Below are 18,571 nucleotides of genomic sequence, written 5' to 3' on the forward strand. Positions count from 1 at the left end.
ATTTATTTTACAATTATATTAAAAGGAGTACCCACCTCCTCTTTACTTACCTACAAACAACTAAATGTAAACTAGTTACATCTTTCACTCCTTCTTGTTTTTCCAGTATAACTTAAATTTAGTTTATCTTTTTCCTTATATTTAATTCTTTTCTACTAATGTTTAAAAAAAAGGTACGAACGTACCTTAATTGATAACAAAAATTATTTGCTTAGTTTTGAATAAATAAGTAATTTGTTTTGATAATTTCTGAAACTCATAATGTAGAAAGCATAGCAACCTCAATTCGACTACAAGAATATGCTGTCGGAATTTTTAAAACCGTCCCTACTAAATCCAGCCTAAAAAAAGCTATTAAAAAAGGATTAATAAAGGTCAATGGTAAAATAGCTACAACAGCTTTATATATTAGTAAAGGAGATACTATTGAGTTATTTCAATTAGAAGAAAAAACTCAAAGAAAACATTTTGATTTCCCTTTAGACGTTCTTTTTGAAGATGATCACTTAGCTATTATTTATAAACCAGCAGGAATGTTGGTTAGTGGAAATTCTTTTGCCACAATTGATAATGCTCTAATACAAAATTTACAAAAAAGCGATTCACCAAATACTACTCGCCCTCGACCTGTACACCGATTAGATTATCCTACAAGTGGATTGTTACTTATTGGAAAAACAACCGAAAGTATTATTGTTTTAAACCAACTATTCGAAAAAAAGGAGATTCAGAAAACATATCACGCAATCTGTATTGGTAAAATAGAGAGGAAAGGTGAAATTAACTTTCCTATTGATGATAAAAAAGCTTCTACTTCGTTTGAAGTTATTGAAACTGCTGAGTCCCCTAGATTTGATTTCTTGAACTTGGTTAAATTACATCCTAAAACAGGAAGAAAACATCAACTACGCAAGCATCTTTTCTCTATTGGCAATCCGATTTTAGGTGATAAAGAATACTTTATAGAAAATAAAGTATTAAAAGGAAGAGGGCTTTTTCTTCATGCTTCAACACTCGAGTTCACACACCCTTTTACTAAAGAAACAATCAACATTACAAAAGAACTTCCAAAGAAATTCAAAAAAATATTCCCATAAAAAATCTCCTTTAAAACATATATCTTTGCTGCATGCGAATAGACATTATTACGGTAGAACCCGACTTAATAAAAAGCCCGTTTGAAAACTCAATGATGAAAAGGGCTATTGACAAAGGACTCGCTGAAGTTCATTTTCATAACCTACGAGAATATGGTTTTGGTAATTATCGTCAAATAGACGACTACCAATTTGGTGGAGGAGCTGGAATGGTTTTAATGATTGAACCCATAGCTAAATGTATTGAAAAGCTACAATCTGAAAGAACGTACGATGAAATCATATATATGACTCCAGACACTAAAACTCTAAATCAAGCTACAGCAAATACCCTTTCTTTAAAAGAAAATATAATTATTTTAACGGGACATTATAAGGGCGTAGATCAACGTGTACGTGATAAATATGTAACCAAAGAAATTTCTATTGGTGACTATGTGTTAACTGGAGGAGAATTGGCTGCAGCTGTTTTATGCGATGCTGTCATTCGTTTAATTCCTGGGGTTTTGGGTGATGAAACTTCTGCTTTAACCGATAGTTTTCAGGACAACTTACTATCACCTCCTGTATATACTAGACCTTCAGAATATGAAGGAATGAAGGTTCCTGAGGTGTTACTATCAGGTAATTTTCCTAAAATTGAAGAATGGCGCTCAGAACAAGCTTACAAAAGAACAAAAGAAATACGTCCAGATTTATTAGATTAACTAATAATCAGTGATTTATTTATTTTTTTTATCAAAAGAAAAGTTCTAAATTTGCAGCCACAAAATCAACCTCTGACGAAAATCGTGAATGTTGCTTTTATACAACCATAAATAACAAGAAAATGGATTTAGTAAAATTTGTTCAAGACGAATTTGTAACAAAAAACGAATTACCAGAATTCGCAGCTGGAGATACTATTACAGTATACTACGAAATTAAAGAAGGAAACAAAACTCGTACTCAGTTTTTTAGAGGAGTTGTTATCCAAAAGAGAGGAAGCGGAGCTTCTGAAACATTTACTATTAGAAAAATGTCTGGTACTGTAGGTGTTGAGCGTATTTTCCCTATCAACTTACCTTCTATCCAAAAGATCGAAGTAAACAAAAGAGGTAAAGTACGTAGAGCTCGTATTTACTACTTTAGAGGTCTTACTGGTAAGAAAGCAAGAATTAAAGAAAGAAGACACTAAAAACTTCTTCTCAAAAGAAATTAAAAACACCATGATTTTCATGGTGTTTTTTTTATTCACATTTGTTAATAAAACATTACATCCAACTTGTTGATAACAAAACACCTAAAACACTAAAAAAGAGTCATTTATTTCTTATATTTGGAAAAGAGTTTACAAAGTAAGTGACGTCAGAATTATAGTTAACTGTATTAATCACTAAAAGTAAACCATTAAAGTAACGTTCTTTATATATTTTGTTTTTAAACGTAATTAAAGCTAAATACGATCATCATAATTTTTGATTAATTGTAAGTTATTAATAATTTATAGTTTTCTAGTTATAAGTTTATAAGTATTATTGGTTTAAATTTAGCTGGACTAACCTGTTTAAAAACATCGAAACTTTTATTTTATAGGTGACATAATTTATAAGGTAAAGTTTCTTTTGAGGTAGTAACGTAGCTTTATCTAAGGAAAAAGCATAAACACCGTTTATTTGATAATGTAGTAATATAAATCAGTACCTCTTACTATTTCAAGAAAGCCATATCAATTACAAGAAATTGTTTGATATGGCTTTTATTTTTAATAACAAATTCTCTATTTCACCTCTTTAAATTATCATATTCACAACAAAACACACTAATTAATAATAATTTACCATCAAAAAACTCAGCCGTAATTCTTAAATTTGCGTCACTTCAAAATATAATTTAATTTATTACTTATACATATGAATAAGACTGCTAAAATTATGTACACAAAAACGGATGAAGCTCCAGCATTAGCTACTCGTTCGTTTTTACCAATCGTAAAAGCTTTTACAAAATCATCTAACATAGAAGTAGAAACCAAAGATATTTCTCTTGCTGGTCGTATTCTTGCTAACTTTTCAGATTTTTTACCTAAAGAACAACAAGTAGAAGATGCTTTAGCTTTTTTAGGAGATTTAGCAAAAAAGCCAGAAGCTAATATTATTAAACTTCCTAACATCTCTGCTTCTGTACCTCAATTAAAAGCCGCAATCAAGGAACTACAAGCTTTAGGATACTCTTTACCTGATTACCCTGAAGAAGCTACTACCGATGAAGAAAAAGCTATTTTAGCACGTTATAACAAAGTAAAAGGTTCTGCAGTAAACCCTGTTTTACGTGAAGGTAACTCTGACCGTAGAGCTCCAAAAGCTGTAAAAAATTACGCAAAAAAGAATCCTCATTCAATGGGAGCTTGGAGTACAGACTCTAAAACTCATGTTTCAACAATGACTGAAGGAGATTTTGCACACAGTGAAAAATCAGTTACAGTACCAAATGCTACAGATGTACAAATTGTACATACTGATGCTAATGGAAACAAAACTGTTTTAAAAGAAAAGGTATCATTACTAGCTGAAGAAGTAATTGATGCTTCTGTTATGAGTAAAAAAGCATTGTTAACTTTCTTAGAAGAACAGGTTAAAGACGCTAATGATAAAGGAGTTTTATTCTCTTTACACATGAAAGCAACCATGATGAAGGTTTCAGACCCTATTATATTTGGTCATGCTGTTCGTGTTTTCTTTAAAGATTTATTTGCTAAACACGGTGATACATTTAAAAAAATTGGGGTTGATGTAAACAACGGATTTGGTAACTTGTTGAGTAACCTAGAAGAATTACCAGCTGATAAAAAAGCAGAGATTTTAGCAGATATTGAAGCTATTTATGCTAATAACCCTGATGTAGCAATGGTTAATTCTGACAAAGGAATTACTAACTTACACGTTCCTTCTGATGTAATTATTGATGCTTCTATGCCAGCAATGATTCGTACTTCTGGACAAATGTGGAATAAAGAAGGAAAACAACAAGATACTAAAGCTGTGATTCCTGATAGTTCTTATGCTGGTTTATACCAAGAAACTATCGATTTCTGTATTAAAAATGGAGCTTTTGATCCAACTACTATGGGTACAGTTCCTAATGTAGGCTTAATGGCTCAAAAAGCTGAAGAATATGGTTCTCATGATAAAACTTTTGAAATCACTACTGACGGAAAAGTTGAAGTTATCGATGCTAATGGAACTGTATTATTAGGACACACTGTTGAAACGGGTGATATTTGGAGAATGTGTCAAACTAAAGATGCCCCTATTCAAGATTGGGTAAAGTTAGCTGTTACTCGTGCAAGAGCTACACAAACTCCTGCTGTTTTCTGGTTAGGAAAAGAAAGAGCACACGATGCAGAAATCATCAAAAAAGTAGAAAAATATTTACAAGACCACGATACTACAGGTTTAGAAATTAAAATCTTATCTCCAATAGAGGCTACCAAATATACTTTAGAAAGAGTTAAAGAAGGAAAAGATACTATTTCTGTTACAGGAAACGTTTTACGTGATTATTTAACTGACTTATTCCCTATTTTAGAATTAGGAACTTCAGCTAAAATGTTATCTATCGTTCCATTAATGAACGGTGGTGGATTATTTGAAACTGGTGCTGGTGGATCTGCTCCAAAACATGTTGAACAATTAGTAGAAGAAAATCACTTACGTTGGGATTCTTTAGGAGAATTTTTAGCATTAGCAGTTTCTTTAGAACACTTAGGGGAAACTAACGATAATACCAAGGCTAAAATATTAGCAGAAACCTTAGATGATGCGACAAGCAAATTGTTAGATAATAAAAAAGGACCTTCAAGAAAAACTGGTGAGCTAGACAACAGAGGTTCTCATTTTTATTTAGCTATGTACTGGGCACAAGCTTTAGCTTCTCAAGACAAAGATGCTGATTTAAAATCTCAATTTGCTCCTATAGCAGAAAAAATGGCTACTAATGAAGCGACAATTGTAGAAGAATTAAATTCTGTACAAGGTAAAGCTGTAAACATTGGTGGATATTATGAACCAAATGATGATTTAGCTAATGCAGTAATGCAGCCAAGTAAAACTCTTAATAATATTTTACAAAACATATAATTAATTAGTTATATAAAATTCAAAAGCAGGTGATAAATCACCTGCTTTTTCTATTAAAAAAGTAAACCAAACAAATTATTAAACAATAATGTCCGCCGAATTATTATTTAACCCCCATTACTTTGTTTTAACTTATAATTATGACACCATAAAATTATAATCACAACAATCTAATTTCTTAAAACTTTTAATTAGTAAATTTGAAGCATGAAGTTTACAAAAACAACCGAACAAGATTCCAACTATAATAATTTGGAAAAAATGAGTGTATCTGAATTACTGTTTAACATCAATAAAGAAGACAAATCAGTTCCTTTCGCTGTAGAAAAAGCACTTCCTCAAATAGAAAAACTAACGAAACATATTGTATTAAAATTAAAAGAAGGTGGTCGATTGTTTTACATTGGTGCTGGTACCAGTGGTAGGCTTGGAATTGTAGATGCTAGTGAATGTCCTCCTACTTTTGGCGTTCCTCACGAGTTAGTTGTTGGATTAATCGCTGGTGGTGATTATGCTATTAGAAAAGCTGTTGAATTCGCTGAAGATTCAACGAATCAAGGATGGAAAGATTTACAAGAGCATCAAATATCATCAAAAGATATTGTAGTAGGTATTGCTGCGTCTGGCACTACACCTTACGTTATTTCTGCTTTAGAAGAATGTAACAATAACGGTATTATTACAGGCTGTATAACCTGTAACCAAGGAAGTCCCTTAGCTTTAACTGCTCAATTTCCTATTGAAGTTGTTGTAGGCCCTGAGTTTGTGACTGGAAGTTCTAGAATGAAAGCTGGAACAGCACAAAAATTAGTATTGAATATGCTTTCTACAGCTAGTATGATTCAATTAGGAAGAGTTAAGGGAAATAAAATGGTTGATATGCAATTGTCTAACAACAAATTAGTAGATAGAGGAGAAAAAATGTTAGCTTCTGAATTAAATATCGACCAAGAAACTGCTAGCGAGCTATTAAAAAAATATAGAAATGTTCGTGAAGCAATAAAAAACTATACAAATGAATAAACCTACTACTTTTGAAGCTGGTATAAAAAAGCTCTTAGTTTTTTTAGGGTTGTTAATTATTTCTCCATTAGTATTAAGTATTGCTTTTAAAGCCTTACGTGCTTTTAAAGATGCTCCAAAAGTTTTTATTGCATATGGTCTGCTCGCAGTTGGTGTGTTGCTAATACTATTTACCGTATATTATGGCTTTAAAACTTTTAAAACTATATTAGACCACCTTTTTAGCAAATAACTTTTGATTAAAAATAGTTCCATAAAAAAAATAACAGACTGGGAGCATTGGCCATCCGCTATGTTTTATCTTCCTAATCTTCCTTACGCTTTTTATCTAGCCTTCAAAGCCAAACATTTAGCTTTTTTTAGTGCAACTAATCCATGTATAAAAAGCTCTGGAAATGGAACTGAAAGTAAGTACGAAACAATTTTATTAGTTCCTGAAAAACATAGACCTAAAACAGTTTTAATTAAACCAAAAACTGATTTTAAAACTGTTTGTAAAAATATCAAAGAACAAAAAATTAATTTTCCTTTAATAGCAAAACCCGATGTTGGCTTTAGAGGTTTATTAGTTGAAAAAATAACTACAAAAGAAACACTAAAAAACTATCTTGAAAAATATTCCATTGACATTATTATTCAAGAGTTTTTAGATTATAAAAATGAGTGTGGGATATTTTATCATAGAAACCCAAAGGATGATTCTGGAAAAATTTCTTCATTAACTCTAAAACATTTTTTATCCGTTACAGGAGACGGGACCTCTACTTTAAAAGAATTAATTTTAGCTGATAAAAGAGCTAAATTATACGTCGATTTATTTTTTAAAATTCATCAAAATAAACTTACAGAAATCCCTATTAAAAATAAGGTTATTAAACTTACTGCTGTAGGCAATCATTCCAAGGGAACTCAGTTTATTAATGGTAATCATTTGATAAGTGACAAACTAACTGACACCTTTGACAAACTAAGTAAATCAATTCCCGGTTGGTATTATGGACGAATTGATTTAAAGTACAATACTTTTGAGGAGCTAGAAAAGGGTGTCAATTTTAAAATACTAGAAATCAACGGAATTATAGCAGAACCTACTCATATTTACGATTCACAAAATTATACCTATCTAAAAGCCTTAAAAGCTATAAGGGTACATTGGAAATCTCTTTTTAATATCGCTATTACGAACCATAAAAATTTCAACACTCCATATAAAAATTCGATAAGTTTTCTTTATGAAATTTTTTTACTAAAAAAATATACAAAAAAAATTAAACGTCTTTCTAAATAAAAAATCTTTCTTACCTTTGTAAGCGAATACATGTCCATGTATTTTTTAAGAATCCCCCCGAGTCTTAAGAACAATTAATTATTTAACTGAATGGAAAGAAGATTACTTTTTTCTTTGATTCTTGTTTGTGCTATTATCCCAACCTTTTCTCAAGTAAAAGTTGGAGATAATCCCTCTTCAATTCATTTAAGCTCTATCCTAGAACTAGAGAGTTCTGACAAAGTTTTAGTTATAAGTAGAATGACCAGCACTCAAATGAATGCAATTCAACCTTTGCGAGGTGCTTTAGTTTTCAACATTGACCAGAATTGTGTTTTCATGTACGATGGTAGCTCATGGAGAAGTTTATGTTCTTCAGGAACTAGAGAAAGTATTGACGTAACTACCTCTTCCACACCTCCTATTGATAATGAAATAGGTGATTTTTGGATTAACGACTCTCAAAATAATACCACCAGTATTTGGGATGGAATAAATTGGATTTCTATAGATAACAACCCTAGAAGAGGAAATGGAACACCTAATAATAGTACTGCCCCGAATCCAAGTTCAGGAGATGTTTATGTAGATACAACCACTGGTATAATTTATGCTTATGATGGTACGACTTGGGTAACATCAAACTCAACACCATCTGCAAATAACGGGCTTTTAGTAAATGCTAGTAATACTATTCAATTAGGTGGCGTATTAATTCAACCTACCACTATTGAAACTAGTACTACAAATACATTAGCTATTAGTGGTTTAGAAAATGGAAGCACTACTACTGATGATATCGTTACAGTAGATAGAACTACTGGCGTTTTAAAAAGAACCGCTGCTTCTAACCTACTAAATGAAGAAGTTATAAAAATTATAGCAACTGATGGTCAGGTAACTTTTACAGGGCTTACATTGTATACAACTGATAAAATTAATGTATACAGAAACGGGGTTAGAATAGACTTTACTGTTGATAATGCCACAACGATTACCATAGAACCTGAAGCAACATGCTATGCAGGTGATGAAATACGAATAGTTCAACTTTATTAATAACAATCCTTAATTAAAAATCTTAAAAACAATTTAATTATCAATTCATGAAAACAATTACAAACAAATTTAAATTAACATTAGCTGTCTTAAGTTTATTGGCTATTGGTACTGTTAGTGCGCAAATCACTGGTGTAGATATTGCTCCTGCAAATAAAGACATTCAAACTGGAGTAAATAAAACTATAAGAGTTATAGACAATAAAGGTACTATTAAATACATCCAAACTCAAAATGGTATTACTACATTAACTAATACTACTAACAATACCACTACCACCACTATTCAATTGGGAGGAACTTTAAATAGTGATACTACAATCACTTTAAATGATGGTACAACAGATCATAACTTTACTATTGATGGTATTAATTTTAACCTAAATAATACAGTTGTTGAAAACGGTGCTGCTGCAACTGCTGATGCAGGACAAGCTGATGGTATTTCTACTACTGGTTACACTCTTTTAGTAAGAGATCAAGCTACTGGTCAAGTAAAAAAATTACTGTTAAGTGATTTAATCCAAAGTGGTCATGATATTTTTGATAGTACTACTACACCTGCAGTTGTTGCTACAGCTAATCCTGCTACCTTAACTTTAGTACTTACAAACGCTCCTCAAACATTAGAGTTTAAAAATGTTAGTGTATATAGAAATGGTGCAAAACTGATTGCTAATAGAGATTATAGTATTATAGCTGGGGCAACTGCTACAGACCCTGCCTCTGTTTCATTAGCTCCTACCAATACAGCTCCATATGATTGGTCAATAACTACCGAAGATATTATCGAAGTTCATTGGTCTAAATAATTAAATCTTAATTTACCTTAATGCTTGAAAACATTAAACATATAAAAAGATTTATACTAGCTTTTGCATTGGCACTATTTTCTTTTAGTGCCAATGCACAAGAAGTTAGGGTTATAGATAATAAAGGAACTATTCAAAAAGTAAATAATAATAACGTTACTACTTCTACAACCGCACCAACCAACCCTGTTGAAAATGATGTTTGGTTCGATACAACCAATAGTCAAATAAAAATATATGATACTGTAGACGGTTGGAAGTTAATTAGCTCTACTATTGCTTCTCAAAATATCTATACTGCCAACGGTGATTTAACTTCAAACCGTACTTTAAACGGCACCAATAGCTTTGGTTTAACTTTACAAAACTTAAACTATCTACAACTATTTAGTAACACTATACAAATAAATGGTATTAACAGTACCCAAATAAGTACTACAGGAGGCCCTATGCAGCTATCTGCTTCTTCAACAATGCAGTTAACAGCCCCAAGTAATATTATTTTACAAAGTCCTACTGAATTTAACAGTAGCTTATTAGATATTAATAATTCTGCTGGAACTTCTGGTCAAATATTAACCTCTACAGGTACCGGTGTAGATTGGATAGATAATCCTGCTTTGAATAACTGGCTAATTACAGGTAATACTGGAACTACGAATACAAATTTTTTAGGAACGATTGATGATGTTAAAATGCAAATCCGTTCTAATAACGTTTCTATGCTAGAGTTTGGTAGAAGGCAAACATTAGGCTTAAACGAACCAACTAGAACTGATTATAACAACCCAAACCAATCGTTAGTATATTTAAATGGTTCTGATGGTGTATCTGCATTACAATTTAGAGCTGACGGTGCTAGCTTTTACAAACCTATGTTTTATACAACTTCTAATGGAAGTTTTAGGTTAAAAGGTAGTTCTGGAGGTACTGATTTTTTTGAAATAGGTTCCGCTGGTCCTACTAATGACGGTCGTTTAGAGTTTGTTATTGCCGATGATGGAAACGAACCTATTGTTTTCAAAAGGTTTGACTATAGAAATGGAGAGTTCTATAAAGAGTTTTTTAGAGTTCAAGGATCTAATGCTACTGAGAATGCTAAAACACGTTTTGGTATTAATATTAATCAGAATCAATATTCTGTAACAGACAATATAAATGCACCTTCAAACGGAGGTGTTACAAATCCTAAATTAATAGCTAATTCGACTTTACAAATTGAGGGATCTGTCTCTAAATCTATTGAACAAATTAACTCTAACACTACACTTAATGAAGACCATCATACAGTAGTTGTTACAGCTAACGTTACAATTAACTTTCCTACAGCAAATACCTGTAAAGGAAGAATCTACATAATTAAAAATGTATCTGGTGGAAACATTAATTCTTCTACTTACAGAAACGAATCAAACACAGATACATCTACGATAAACAATAATACTACATTAAAGGTACAGAGTGATGGAACTAGATGGGTAAGTATTAGTAATATTCTAAATAATATTAACAATAATTGGAAAGTTACTGGTAACTCAGCCACAAATCCTACAAATAATTTTATTGGAACTACTGATGCTCAAGATTTATCTTTAAGAACAAACAATACTGAAGCAGTTAGAATTCTTCAATCTAATCAAAATGTTGGTATAAATACCACTATCCCTTCTGAACGTTTAGATGTTAATGGTAAAGTACGTATTAGAGATATATCTACTGTTACTACAAATAATGATATACTAACAACCAATACAAACGGTGTTGTTGAAAAGAAAAAATTGATTGCCTCTGAAAGTAATAATCAAATTTCTACTGGAGCCAATGGTGGTGTATATTTAGGACCAACTGTATATACTGGTGCTTTTATAATTAATACAAACGGAAATGTTACTATAAATACACTACCTTTTCAACCTTCTCAAATAACTTTTGTAGCTCACGCAAATGTTGAATCTTTTAACTTAGATCTAGACAATAATATAGGTGATAACAACAGAAGCATTGCTAATTCTTTTGGTACAATGAACGGTTTTGCTAGAAATGACTCTGGAACAATAACACAACAAGTTATTTATATTGGAGGTAGTGGTAATTCTATAAATGATATTTCAAGGTTTGCATCTTCTTCAAACTGTATAGGTTTAAGATATAGTGATCAAAATGGTAATGATCTCGGTAAAATTACAGCTTCCATGACCTCTTTTAATACAAATGGTTTTACTATTAATGTAAATAGAACTAATAATGCTAGCTCCGAAAACCTTGTTGTATTATACACAGCATATAAATAGTTTAAATGAAAAATCTATTTTTCATATTATTTTCTAGTTCATTACTTGCTCAAAATGCATTTTACAATGTTGGAAATGTGCAATTACATAACGACGCCAAAATAGGTTTTCATACTAATGTAGTAAATAATGGTACATTAGATAATTACACAGGTTTTGCTGGTTTCTATGCTGATAATGAAGTAAGAACGATTTCCGGTACTAATAGTGTTAGTTTTTTTAATGTAGAAGTTGATGCTTTACAAAATATAGAACTTTACAACTCTTTAAAAATTCGTAATCAATTAGACTTTATAAACGGGCAAATTGTCACACCTAGACTTGACAACTCTATTTCTCTTCAATTTTTAGACTATGATTTTTATGCCGGGGAAGATAACTCTAGACATATTAATGGTTATGCCTTAGTAGAACAAGGAAATAAAAATACTACAAATTTTACATTCCCAATTGGAGATGGAAGTATGTTGCGTCCTATGAGTTTGCCAAACCATGATAAATATTATGTGTTCAAAGGAGCTTATTTTTACGAAAACCCAAATTTTCCTTCAACATTTACTTCAGTTTTTTTAACAGATCAAAAACAAGCTATTATCGAAAACGTAAGTAATATTGAGTTTTGGGATTTAGATGGAAATAATGAAACTCAAATTACATTAACATGGAACAACCGTAGTGATATTACATCAATAGCTAATCAAATTTCTCAATTAATAGTTGTTGGCTGGAGCAAAGTAGAAAATCAATGGGTAAACTTAAATGTAATGCAAGTTACCGGAGACTTGTCTGAAGGAACAATTACATCGGCGGCATTTATACCTAATAATTACGAAGTAATAACTATTGGTTCTTTGTTAAATAATGAAATAAGTAATAACAATAACATTCTAATATCTCCAAATGGAGATAGTCTTAATGACTTCTTGGTCTTTGATGAAGTTAATAACTATACACATAATAAATTAACAATTTATAATCGTTGGGGAAACCTAGTTTATGAAACTTTAAATTACAAGAATAATTGGGATGGAACCTCTAACGGTAGAGCTACACTAAACAAAGAAAGCAAACTTCCTACTGCTACGTATTTTTATTATTTAGAGCTAGGTAACTCACCCAATAAGTTAAACGTTATGAAAAAAGGTTGGGTGTATATTAACCGATAAATTATTAATTACTACTTTATTAATATTTTCTTAGGTGTTGTAGGATTATACCCAAAATCTGCATCAGGTAACTCTATTCCTAATTGATTTATAATAAAACCTATACTGGCAAAGTGATGTATTGCATGACTATGTGCCTGGATTAAAGCACTGCTTAAAGTATAATTTGCTGTTACTTTCCCTGTTCCTAAATCGTCAGTAACAGAAATAATTTTATCAAAATCTTCTGTCTTCAAACAATATAATTGCTCTATAACTTCATTAAAATATGCTATTCCTGAAGCTGTTTTTTGCTCTGCTAAATGATTACGTTCTCTATCAGAAAAATCAACACAGTTTTTATTTAGCCCATTAAAAATGCAGGTAAAAACGTCTAAAATATGTCTCATATTGGCCCCTATGCTCGAATAATAAGGCGGAATAGATGTATCACTATATTGTTCATCACTAATTGCTTCTAATAATTTAATCCCTCTTTGTAAATTTTTATCAATAGCTGCTATCATTCGTAAGTATAAGTTTTCAAGTAAGTCGTATAAATATAGAACTTTTTACGGGGAGAAATAAATTATTTTTTAAATCCTAAAAAAGACACTAAATATCAGTAGTTTAAAGTAAAAAATCACTTTATATTATTACTTTTAAAAAGCTTTAAAATATTTTTTGGCACGTTCTTTGGAAAATTACATAACAACTGCGGAAGCCGAAAAGCATATAGAGTAAGCATAACCCTAAAATTAGCAATTATGAGAACAGGGATACTTTTATTATTAGCAATGATGTCATTAACAACTGTAAATGCCGACAACATTGAAAAATCAACTAGCAAAATTGGGGTTACATACCGTTATAATGAAGCGGTTACCTTTGTAGAAAGAGGAATCCAATTTCATGTGTTTTTAAATGGAGATTTCGATTTTAACACTCACTACGATAGATATTCTGACTATGGTGTACGTATAAAACGAGATAGAAGAGGACGTGTTAGAAGTGTTGGAAACGTATATATAAATTACGATGCCAGGGGAAATGTAAAAAGAATTGGTAGTGTATTTATGAGATACAAATTCGGAAACTTATTTAAGGTTGGAAATCTACATATTCAATATGATAGATGGGGAAACCCAAGGTTTAGAGGACATGTAAAATCAGGAGGACATCACTATTATGGAAATGATCATTATTATTACGATGATGGAGTTGATATAAATATCGACATAAGCATAGGAGATATTTTTGATTATGACGATGTATATTTTTACAGAAAAGACTTTAGAAGAAACTATCGTCAGTTTAGAGAAGATAAAAACTTTTATTACTACAGAGCATTACCTAATGCAAAAATTGGCAAGCGTAGTAAAGTTATAAAAAGACGTAAACATAAAATTTACAAAAACGACAACAATAAATATAGAAAAGGAAAGCCTGAACAAAGAGGTAAATCAAGAAGAAACCATGATTAAACAAAAATCCCTCATCAAAATTGATGAGGGATTTTTATATTTTATAATTTAATAATTACTTCGCCACATTTACTGCTCTTGTTTCTCTAATTACAGTAACTTTAACCTGTCCTGGATACGTCATATCATTCTGAATTTTTTGAGAAATATTAAATGATAATTCAGCAGCTTTAGTATCGTTAACTTTAGCACTTTCTACCATAACTCTTAATTCACGCCCCGCTTGAATTGCATAAGCTTTTTGAACTCCGTTAAATCCAAAAGCAATATCTTCTAAATCTTTTAAACGTTGAATATAAGAATCTAATACTTGACGACGTGCACCAGGTCTTGCTCCTGAAATTGCATCACAAACTTGAACAATAGGAGCTATTAAACTCTTCATCTCTATTTCATCGTGGTGAGCTCCAATTGCATTACATACATCTGGCTTTTCTCCGTACTTTTCAGCCCATTGCATCCCTAATAATGCGTGTGGTAATTCGCTTTCTGTTTCAGGTACTTTACCTATATCGTGTAATAAACCTGCACGTTTAGCTGCTTTAGCATTTAATCCCATTTCAGCTGCCATAATACCACAAAGATTTGCTACTTCACGTGAGTGTTGTAATAAATTTTGACCATAAGAAGAACGATACTTCATACGTCCTACAGTTTTAATCAATTCGGGGTGTAAACCATGAATTCCTAAATCAATAACAGTACGTTTACCAACTTCAATAATCTCCTGAGTGATTTGTTTTTCGGTTTTCTTTACGATCTCTTCAATTCTTGCTGGGTGAATTCTTCCGTCTGTAACTAATTTATGCATTGATAAACGAGCAATTTCACGACGAACAGGATCGAAACACGATAAAATAATTGCCTCTGGCGTATCATCTACAATAATCTCAACTCCAGTTGCAGATTCTAAAGCTCGAATATTACGTCCTTCTCTACCAATAATTCTACCTTTAACGTCATCTGATTCTAAATTAAATACCGACACACAATTTTCTACAGCTTGCTCTACTCCTACTCTTTGTATAGTGTTTAAAACCACCTTACGAGCTTCTTGTTGCGCTGTCATTTTAGCTTCTTCAATGGTATCTTGTATGAAAGACATTGCATCAGATTTTGCCTCATCTTTTAATGATGCAACTAATTCTGTCTTAGCTTCATCTGCAGATAAACCTGAAATTTGCTCAAGCATGTCTACATGACGCTTGTGCATTTTTTCTAACTCAGATTCTTTTTTTTCTAAGAACTCTAATTTATAATCAAAATCAGCTTCTTTTTTTTCTAATTGTTTATTAAGTTTTCTGTTTTTATCTAATTCTGATGATACTTGACTCTCTTTATCTCTAATTCTTTTTTCTACATCAGAAACTTTCTTCTCTCTAGATAAAATTACTTTTTCATGCTCTGATTTTAATTCTATAAACTTCTCTTTGGCTTGTAATATTTTATCTTTTTTTATTGCTTCAGCCTCTACTTTAGCTTCTTTAAGAATGCTATTAGCCTCTTTTTTTGTTTCTTGTATTAATTTATTTGCATTAGATTTTTCTAACATTTTAGCAATAAAAAAACCTACTGCTACACCTATAATTCCTGCTAAAACAGGAAATAATATTCCCTCCATAATTTTGATTTGATTGTATAAAAAAAGCCCACATTAATAGGGTTTTAAAAACTCCAAAATAACAAGTTTAGGATTAACTGATTGATCAAGGATCCGAGGTAAAATCGGCTTGCTTTACTAATCACGACTCATCCTTTATAATTGAATAACGTTGAGTTTAACAAACAATGTACTAATGTAGGCAGTATATTAAATAATATATTTTAAAGAACGTTATAATAAATGATCTTCTAGCAAGTTAGTCAATTCATTTATCTTTTGCAATACTTCGGCTTTTTCTTTAGTATTTTTTAACGATACTATTTCTGCTTTTGATGCAAACTGTAAAGCACTCATTGCTAAAACATCTTGCTTATCTGCTACCGCATAATTTTGTTCAAACTTGGCTATTAATTCGTTAATACTTTTTGCTGCTTTTCGTAATCCTTCTTCTTCATCTGTACTATTTACACTTAATGGATATGTTCTCCCAGCAATTACCACATTAACTTTTATTTTTGCCATGCAAAAAAACTTATATTATGTATTCAAAAGGGTGATGCACTTATCAATCTCTCGAATTAAAGTATTTATTTTGAGTTTTGTTTCTCTTGTACTTTCGTTACTGCCCTCAATAGTTTTTGCAACTTTCAGCAAATTAAATTGTTTTTGCTGTTCTTCTAATTGCCTCTCTTTTTCCTGTAATAAAACTTGTAACTCTCCGTTATTTTGAAGTAAAACTCTATTTTCTTCTTTCAAAAACTCGTAGTTCGAAAGTAAGTCCTTCAATCTATCTTCCAGTAAATGAACTGCTTTTAAAGGGTTACTCATTTATTTTAGAGAATAAAACTATACTTACAAAGTTATTAATATAACTTATAATTAGCAACTCTTTTAGTGTTTTTTACTAAATTACTGATTTTAAATCTTTAACAGCTTTAATAGAATTTTATTAGTTTTGCTTTAAAACTGTTGCATTTTGAAATTTTATTTTTCTCTTATTCTATTTATCTTTTTTATTAGCGGACAAGCTCAAAATAAGTATCCGCGAAACTATTTTTCAAACCCTTTAAAAATTCCTATTGTATTGTCTGGTACTTTTGGAGAATTACGAAGTAACCACTTTCATTCTGGAATAGATATTAAAACTCAAGGTAAAGAAGGTATTCCTATTTACGCCCCTGCTAATGGATATGTTTCTCGTATAAAAGTGCAGCAATATGGTTTTGGAAAGGCTTTATATATAACGCACCCTAACGGTTATACAACTGTATATGCACATTTAAAACGTTTTGAACCAAGCATTCAACAGTATGTAAAAAGTATTCAGTACAAAAAAGAAAAATATAGTACAGGAAACCTTTTTCTTAAATCAGATAAATTCCCTGTAAAAAAAGGGCAACTTATTGGTTATACTGGTGATACTGGTAGTTCTGGAGGTCCGCACTTACATTATGAAATTCGAGATACTAAAACAGAATATATTATTAACCCAATGCATTTTGGTTTAACAGCTGAAGACGATAAAACTCCTACTGTTCAAAAATTAGTAGCCTATCCATTAAGTGATGATGCTAGAATTAATAATTCGGCATTAAAATCTGTTATTTCATTTAAAAATAATGGTGAAGGTAATTATGTTGCCGAAAAAATTACTGCCAGTGGCACTATTGGTTTTGGTATTAGCGTGTTTGACCGATTAAATGGTGCTTTAAATAAAAATGGAATTTATAGTTTAGAAATGAAAGTAAATGGTAAACGTGTGTATTATCATGATGTTGAAACCTTTTCTTTCGCAGAGAGTAAATATATTAACTTATTAATTGACTATAAGCATTATAAAAAATATAGAGATAGAGTACAAAGAACACACAAGGTAAACGCAAATAGACTTAGCTTATATGAAGATTTAATAAACAACGGAAAAATATATATTGAAAACGGAGCTAATTACAATATTGAGATTATAGCCAAAGACTTCAAACATAACACTTCTAAAGTAAGGATACCAGTTAGAGGAACTGCAAGCAATTTAGTATTTAAGGAAAAAGATACTACTAACTATAAAATTATAGCAACTAACTTTAATAAATTTCATCAAAAAAATGTAACAGTTGCTTTTCCTAAAAACACTTTTTATAAAGATTGTTTCATTGATTTTAAAGTTGAAAATGGTACTGCAAAAATTCACAACCCTACAATTCCTTTAGACAAACGTTATACACTAACTTTTGAGACTTCTTTTTTAACAGAAGATCAAAAACAACATGTATATATCGCTAATGTTACAAATCCTAAATATCCAAGATACACATCTACAAGAAAAAAAATTGACAAAGTATATACTACCACTAAACTCTTAGGTAGTTATGCTTTACGTTTTGACACAGGAAAACCAACTATTCAGCTATACAATTTTAGTAACAATCAGTGGATTTCTAAAAATAAAACACTGAAAGTTAAAATTGGGGATAAAGAAACGGGAATAAAAAATTACCGCGCTACTATTGATGGTGAATGGATTTTAATGGAGTATAACCATAAAAAAAGAATACTTACATACGATTTTAATGATAAAAAGTTGGTTGGTAGCAAACATATTTTTAAACTTGTAGTCTCTGATAATGTGGGTAATACTGAAACAGTTTCAGCAACATTTTTCAGAAAGTAAACTA

Annotated in this window: 17 protein-coding genes and 1 other RNA gene; 13 read left to right on the plus strand and 5 right to left on the minus strand. The window is 30.9% G+C overall.

Translation table 11 applies throughout. The features are described 5' to 3' along the window. The first annotated feature begins 239 nt into the window (after positions 1-239). The 11 genes from ABMY20_RS11085 (at position 240) to ABMY20_RS11135 (ending at position 12,833) form a co-directional block, all read left to right on the plus strand. A complete protein-coding gene (locus ABMY20_RS11085; RefSeq protein ID WP_349265313.1) occupies positions 240-1,097 on the plus strand; it encodes an RluA family pseudouridine synthase in 858 nt (285 codons plus the stop codon). A 32-nt stretch (positions 1,098-1,129) separates the two neighbouring features. After that, the gene (gene trmD, locus ABMY20_RS11090; protein WP_349265314.1) at positions 1,130-1,804 is read left to right on the plus strand and encodes a tRNA (guanosine(37)-N1)-methyltransferase TrmD; all 675 of its coding nucleotides are present in this window, start codon (positions 1,130-1,132) and stop codon (positions 1,802-1,804) included. A gap of 122 nt (positions 1,805-1,926) precedes the next feature. Then, positions 1,927-2,274 (plus strand): 50S ribosomal protein L19, encoded by a 348-nt coding sequence (gene rplS / locus ABMY20_RS11095; protein ID WP_047789705.1) that lies wholly within the window; start codon positions 1,927-1,929, stop codon positions 2,272-2,274. 715 nt (positions 2,275-2,989) lie between these two features. After that, positions 2,990-5,215 carry an NADP-dependent isocitrate dehydrogenase gene (locus tag ABMY20_RS11100; RefSeq protein ID WP_253680522.1) on the plus strand — a complete coding sequence of 742 codons (2,226 nt, stop codon included), beginning with the start codon at positions 2,990-2,992 and terminating at the stop codon, positions 5,213-5,215. Positions 5,216-5,422: 207 nt separating this feature from the next. Next, positions 5,423-6,238: an N-acetylmuramic acid 6-phosphate etherase gene (murQ, locus tag ABMY20_RS11105; RefSeq protein WP_047789627.1), complete on the plus strand. Its 816-nt coding sequence runs from the start codon at positions 5,423-5,425 to the stop codon at positions 6,236-6,238. Further along, a complete protein-coding gene (locus tag ABMY20_RS11110) occupies positions 6,231-6,470 on the plus strand; it encodes a DUF6095 family protein (RefSeq protein WP_047789626.1) in 240 nt (79 codons plus the stop codon). The genes murQ and ABMY20_RS11110 overlap by 8 nt, the downstream gene beginning before the upstream one ends. 3 nt (positions 6,471-6,473) lie before the next feature. Beyond that, positions 6,474-7,526, plus strand: coding sequence for a D-alanine--D-alanine ligase (locus tag ABMY20_RS11115; protein ID WP_349265315.1), 1,053 nt, complete (start codon positions 6,474-6,476; stop codon positions 7,524-7,526). Positions 7,527-7,616: 90 nt separating this feature from the next. Continuing rightward, on the plus strand, positions 7,617-8,564 hold the full coding sequence (locus ABMY20_RS11120) for a hypothetical protein (RefSeq protein WP_349265316.1): 948 nt from the start codon (positions 7,617-7,619) through the stop codon (positions 8,562-8,564). 47 nt (positions 8,565-8,611) lie between these two features. Further along, the gene (locus ABMY20_RS11125) at positions 8,612-9,376 is read left to right on the plus strand and encodes a hypothetical protein (RefSeq protein ID WP_047789624.1); all 765 of its coding nucleotides are present in this window, start codon (positions 8,612-8,614) and stop codon (positions 9,374-9,376) included. A gap of 20 nt (positions 9,377-9,396) precedes the next feature. Beyond that, on the plus strand, positions 9,397-11,667 hold the full coding sequence (locus tag ABMY20_RS11130; RefSeq protein ID WP_047789623.1) for a hypothetical protein: 2,271 nt from the start codon (positions 9,397-9,399) through the stop codon (positions 11,665-11,667). Between the two features lie 5 nt (positions 11,668-11,672). Beyond that, a complete protein-coding gene (locus ABMY20_RS11135) occupies positions 11,673-12,833 on the plus strand; it encodes a gliding motility-associated C-terminal domain-containing protein (protein WP_173360101.1) in 1,161 nt (386 codons plus the stop codon). A gap of 11 nt (positions 12,834-12,844) precedes the next feature. On the opposite strand, the gene ABMY20_RS11140 is transcribed toward ABMY20_RS11135, so the two are convergent. Further along, the gene (locus ABMY20_RS11140) at positions 12,845-13,339 is read right to left on the minus strand and encodes a DinB family protein (RefSeq protein ID WP_047789621.1); all 495 of its coding nucleotides are present in this window, start codon (positions 13,337-13,339) and stop codon (positions 12,845-12,847) included. 240 nt (positions 13,340-13,579) lie between these two features. On the opposite strand from ABMY20_RS11140, the gene ABMY20_RS11145 reads away from it, so the two are divergent. After that, positions 13,580-14,296 (plus strand): hypothetical protein, encoded by a 717-nt coding sequence (locus ABMY20_RS11145; RefSeq protein ID WP_349265317.1) that lies wholly within the window; start codon positions 13,580-13,582, stop codon positions 14,294-14,296. A gap of 55 nt (positions 14,297-14,351) precedes the next feature. On the opposite strand, the gene rny is transcribed toward ABMY20_RS11145, so the two are convergent. The 4 genes from rny to ABMY20_RS11165 all read right to left on the minus strand — a co-directional run bounded on the left by rny (position 14,352) and on the right by ABMY20_RS11165 (position 16,727). Continuing rightward, entirely contained in the window at positions 14,352-15,917 is a 1,566-nt protein-coding gene (gene rny / locus ABMY20_RS11150) for a ribonuclease Y (protein ID WP_047789620.1), read from the minus strand. A 48-nt stretch (positions 15,918-15,965) separates the two neighbouring features. Beyond that, positions 15,966-16,074, minus strand: a non-coding RNA gene (gene ssrS, locus ABMY20_RS11155) — 6S RNA. Positions 16,075-16,130: 56 nt separating this feature from the next. Next, positions 16,131-16,421 carry a cell division protein ZapA gene (locus tag ABMY20_RS11160; protein WP_047789619.1) on the minus strand — a complete coding sequence of 97 codons (291 nt, stop codon included), beginning with the start codon at positions 16,419-16,421 and terminating at the stop codon, positions 16,131-16,133. 15 nt (positions 16,422-16,436) lie between these two features. Then, entirely contained in the window at positions 16,437-16,727 is a 291-nt protein-coding gene (locus ABMY20_RS11165; RefSeq protein WP_047789618.1) for a hypothetical protein, read from the minus strand. A 148-nt stretch (positions 16,728-16,875) separates the two neighbouring features. On the opposite strand from ABMY20_RS11165, the gene ABMY20_RS11170 reads away from it, so the two are divergent. Further along, a complete protein-coding gene (locus ABMY20_RS11170; protein ID WP_349265318.1) occupies positions 16,876-18,567 on the plus strand; it encodes a M23 family metallopeptidase in 1,692 nt (563 codons plus the stop codon). Positions 18,568-18,571 lie beyond the last annotated feature (4 nt).

Source organism: Tenacibaculum sp. SSH1-16, from assembly GCF_040104435.1.
GTDB lineage: Bacteria > Bacteroidota > Bacteroidia > Flavobacteriales > Flavobacteriaceae > Polaribacter > Polaribacter mesophilus.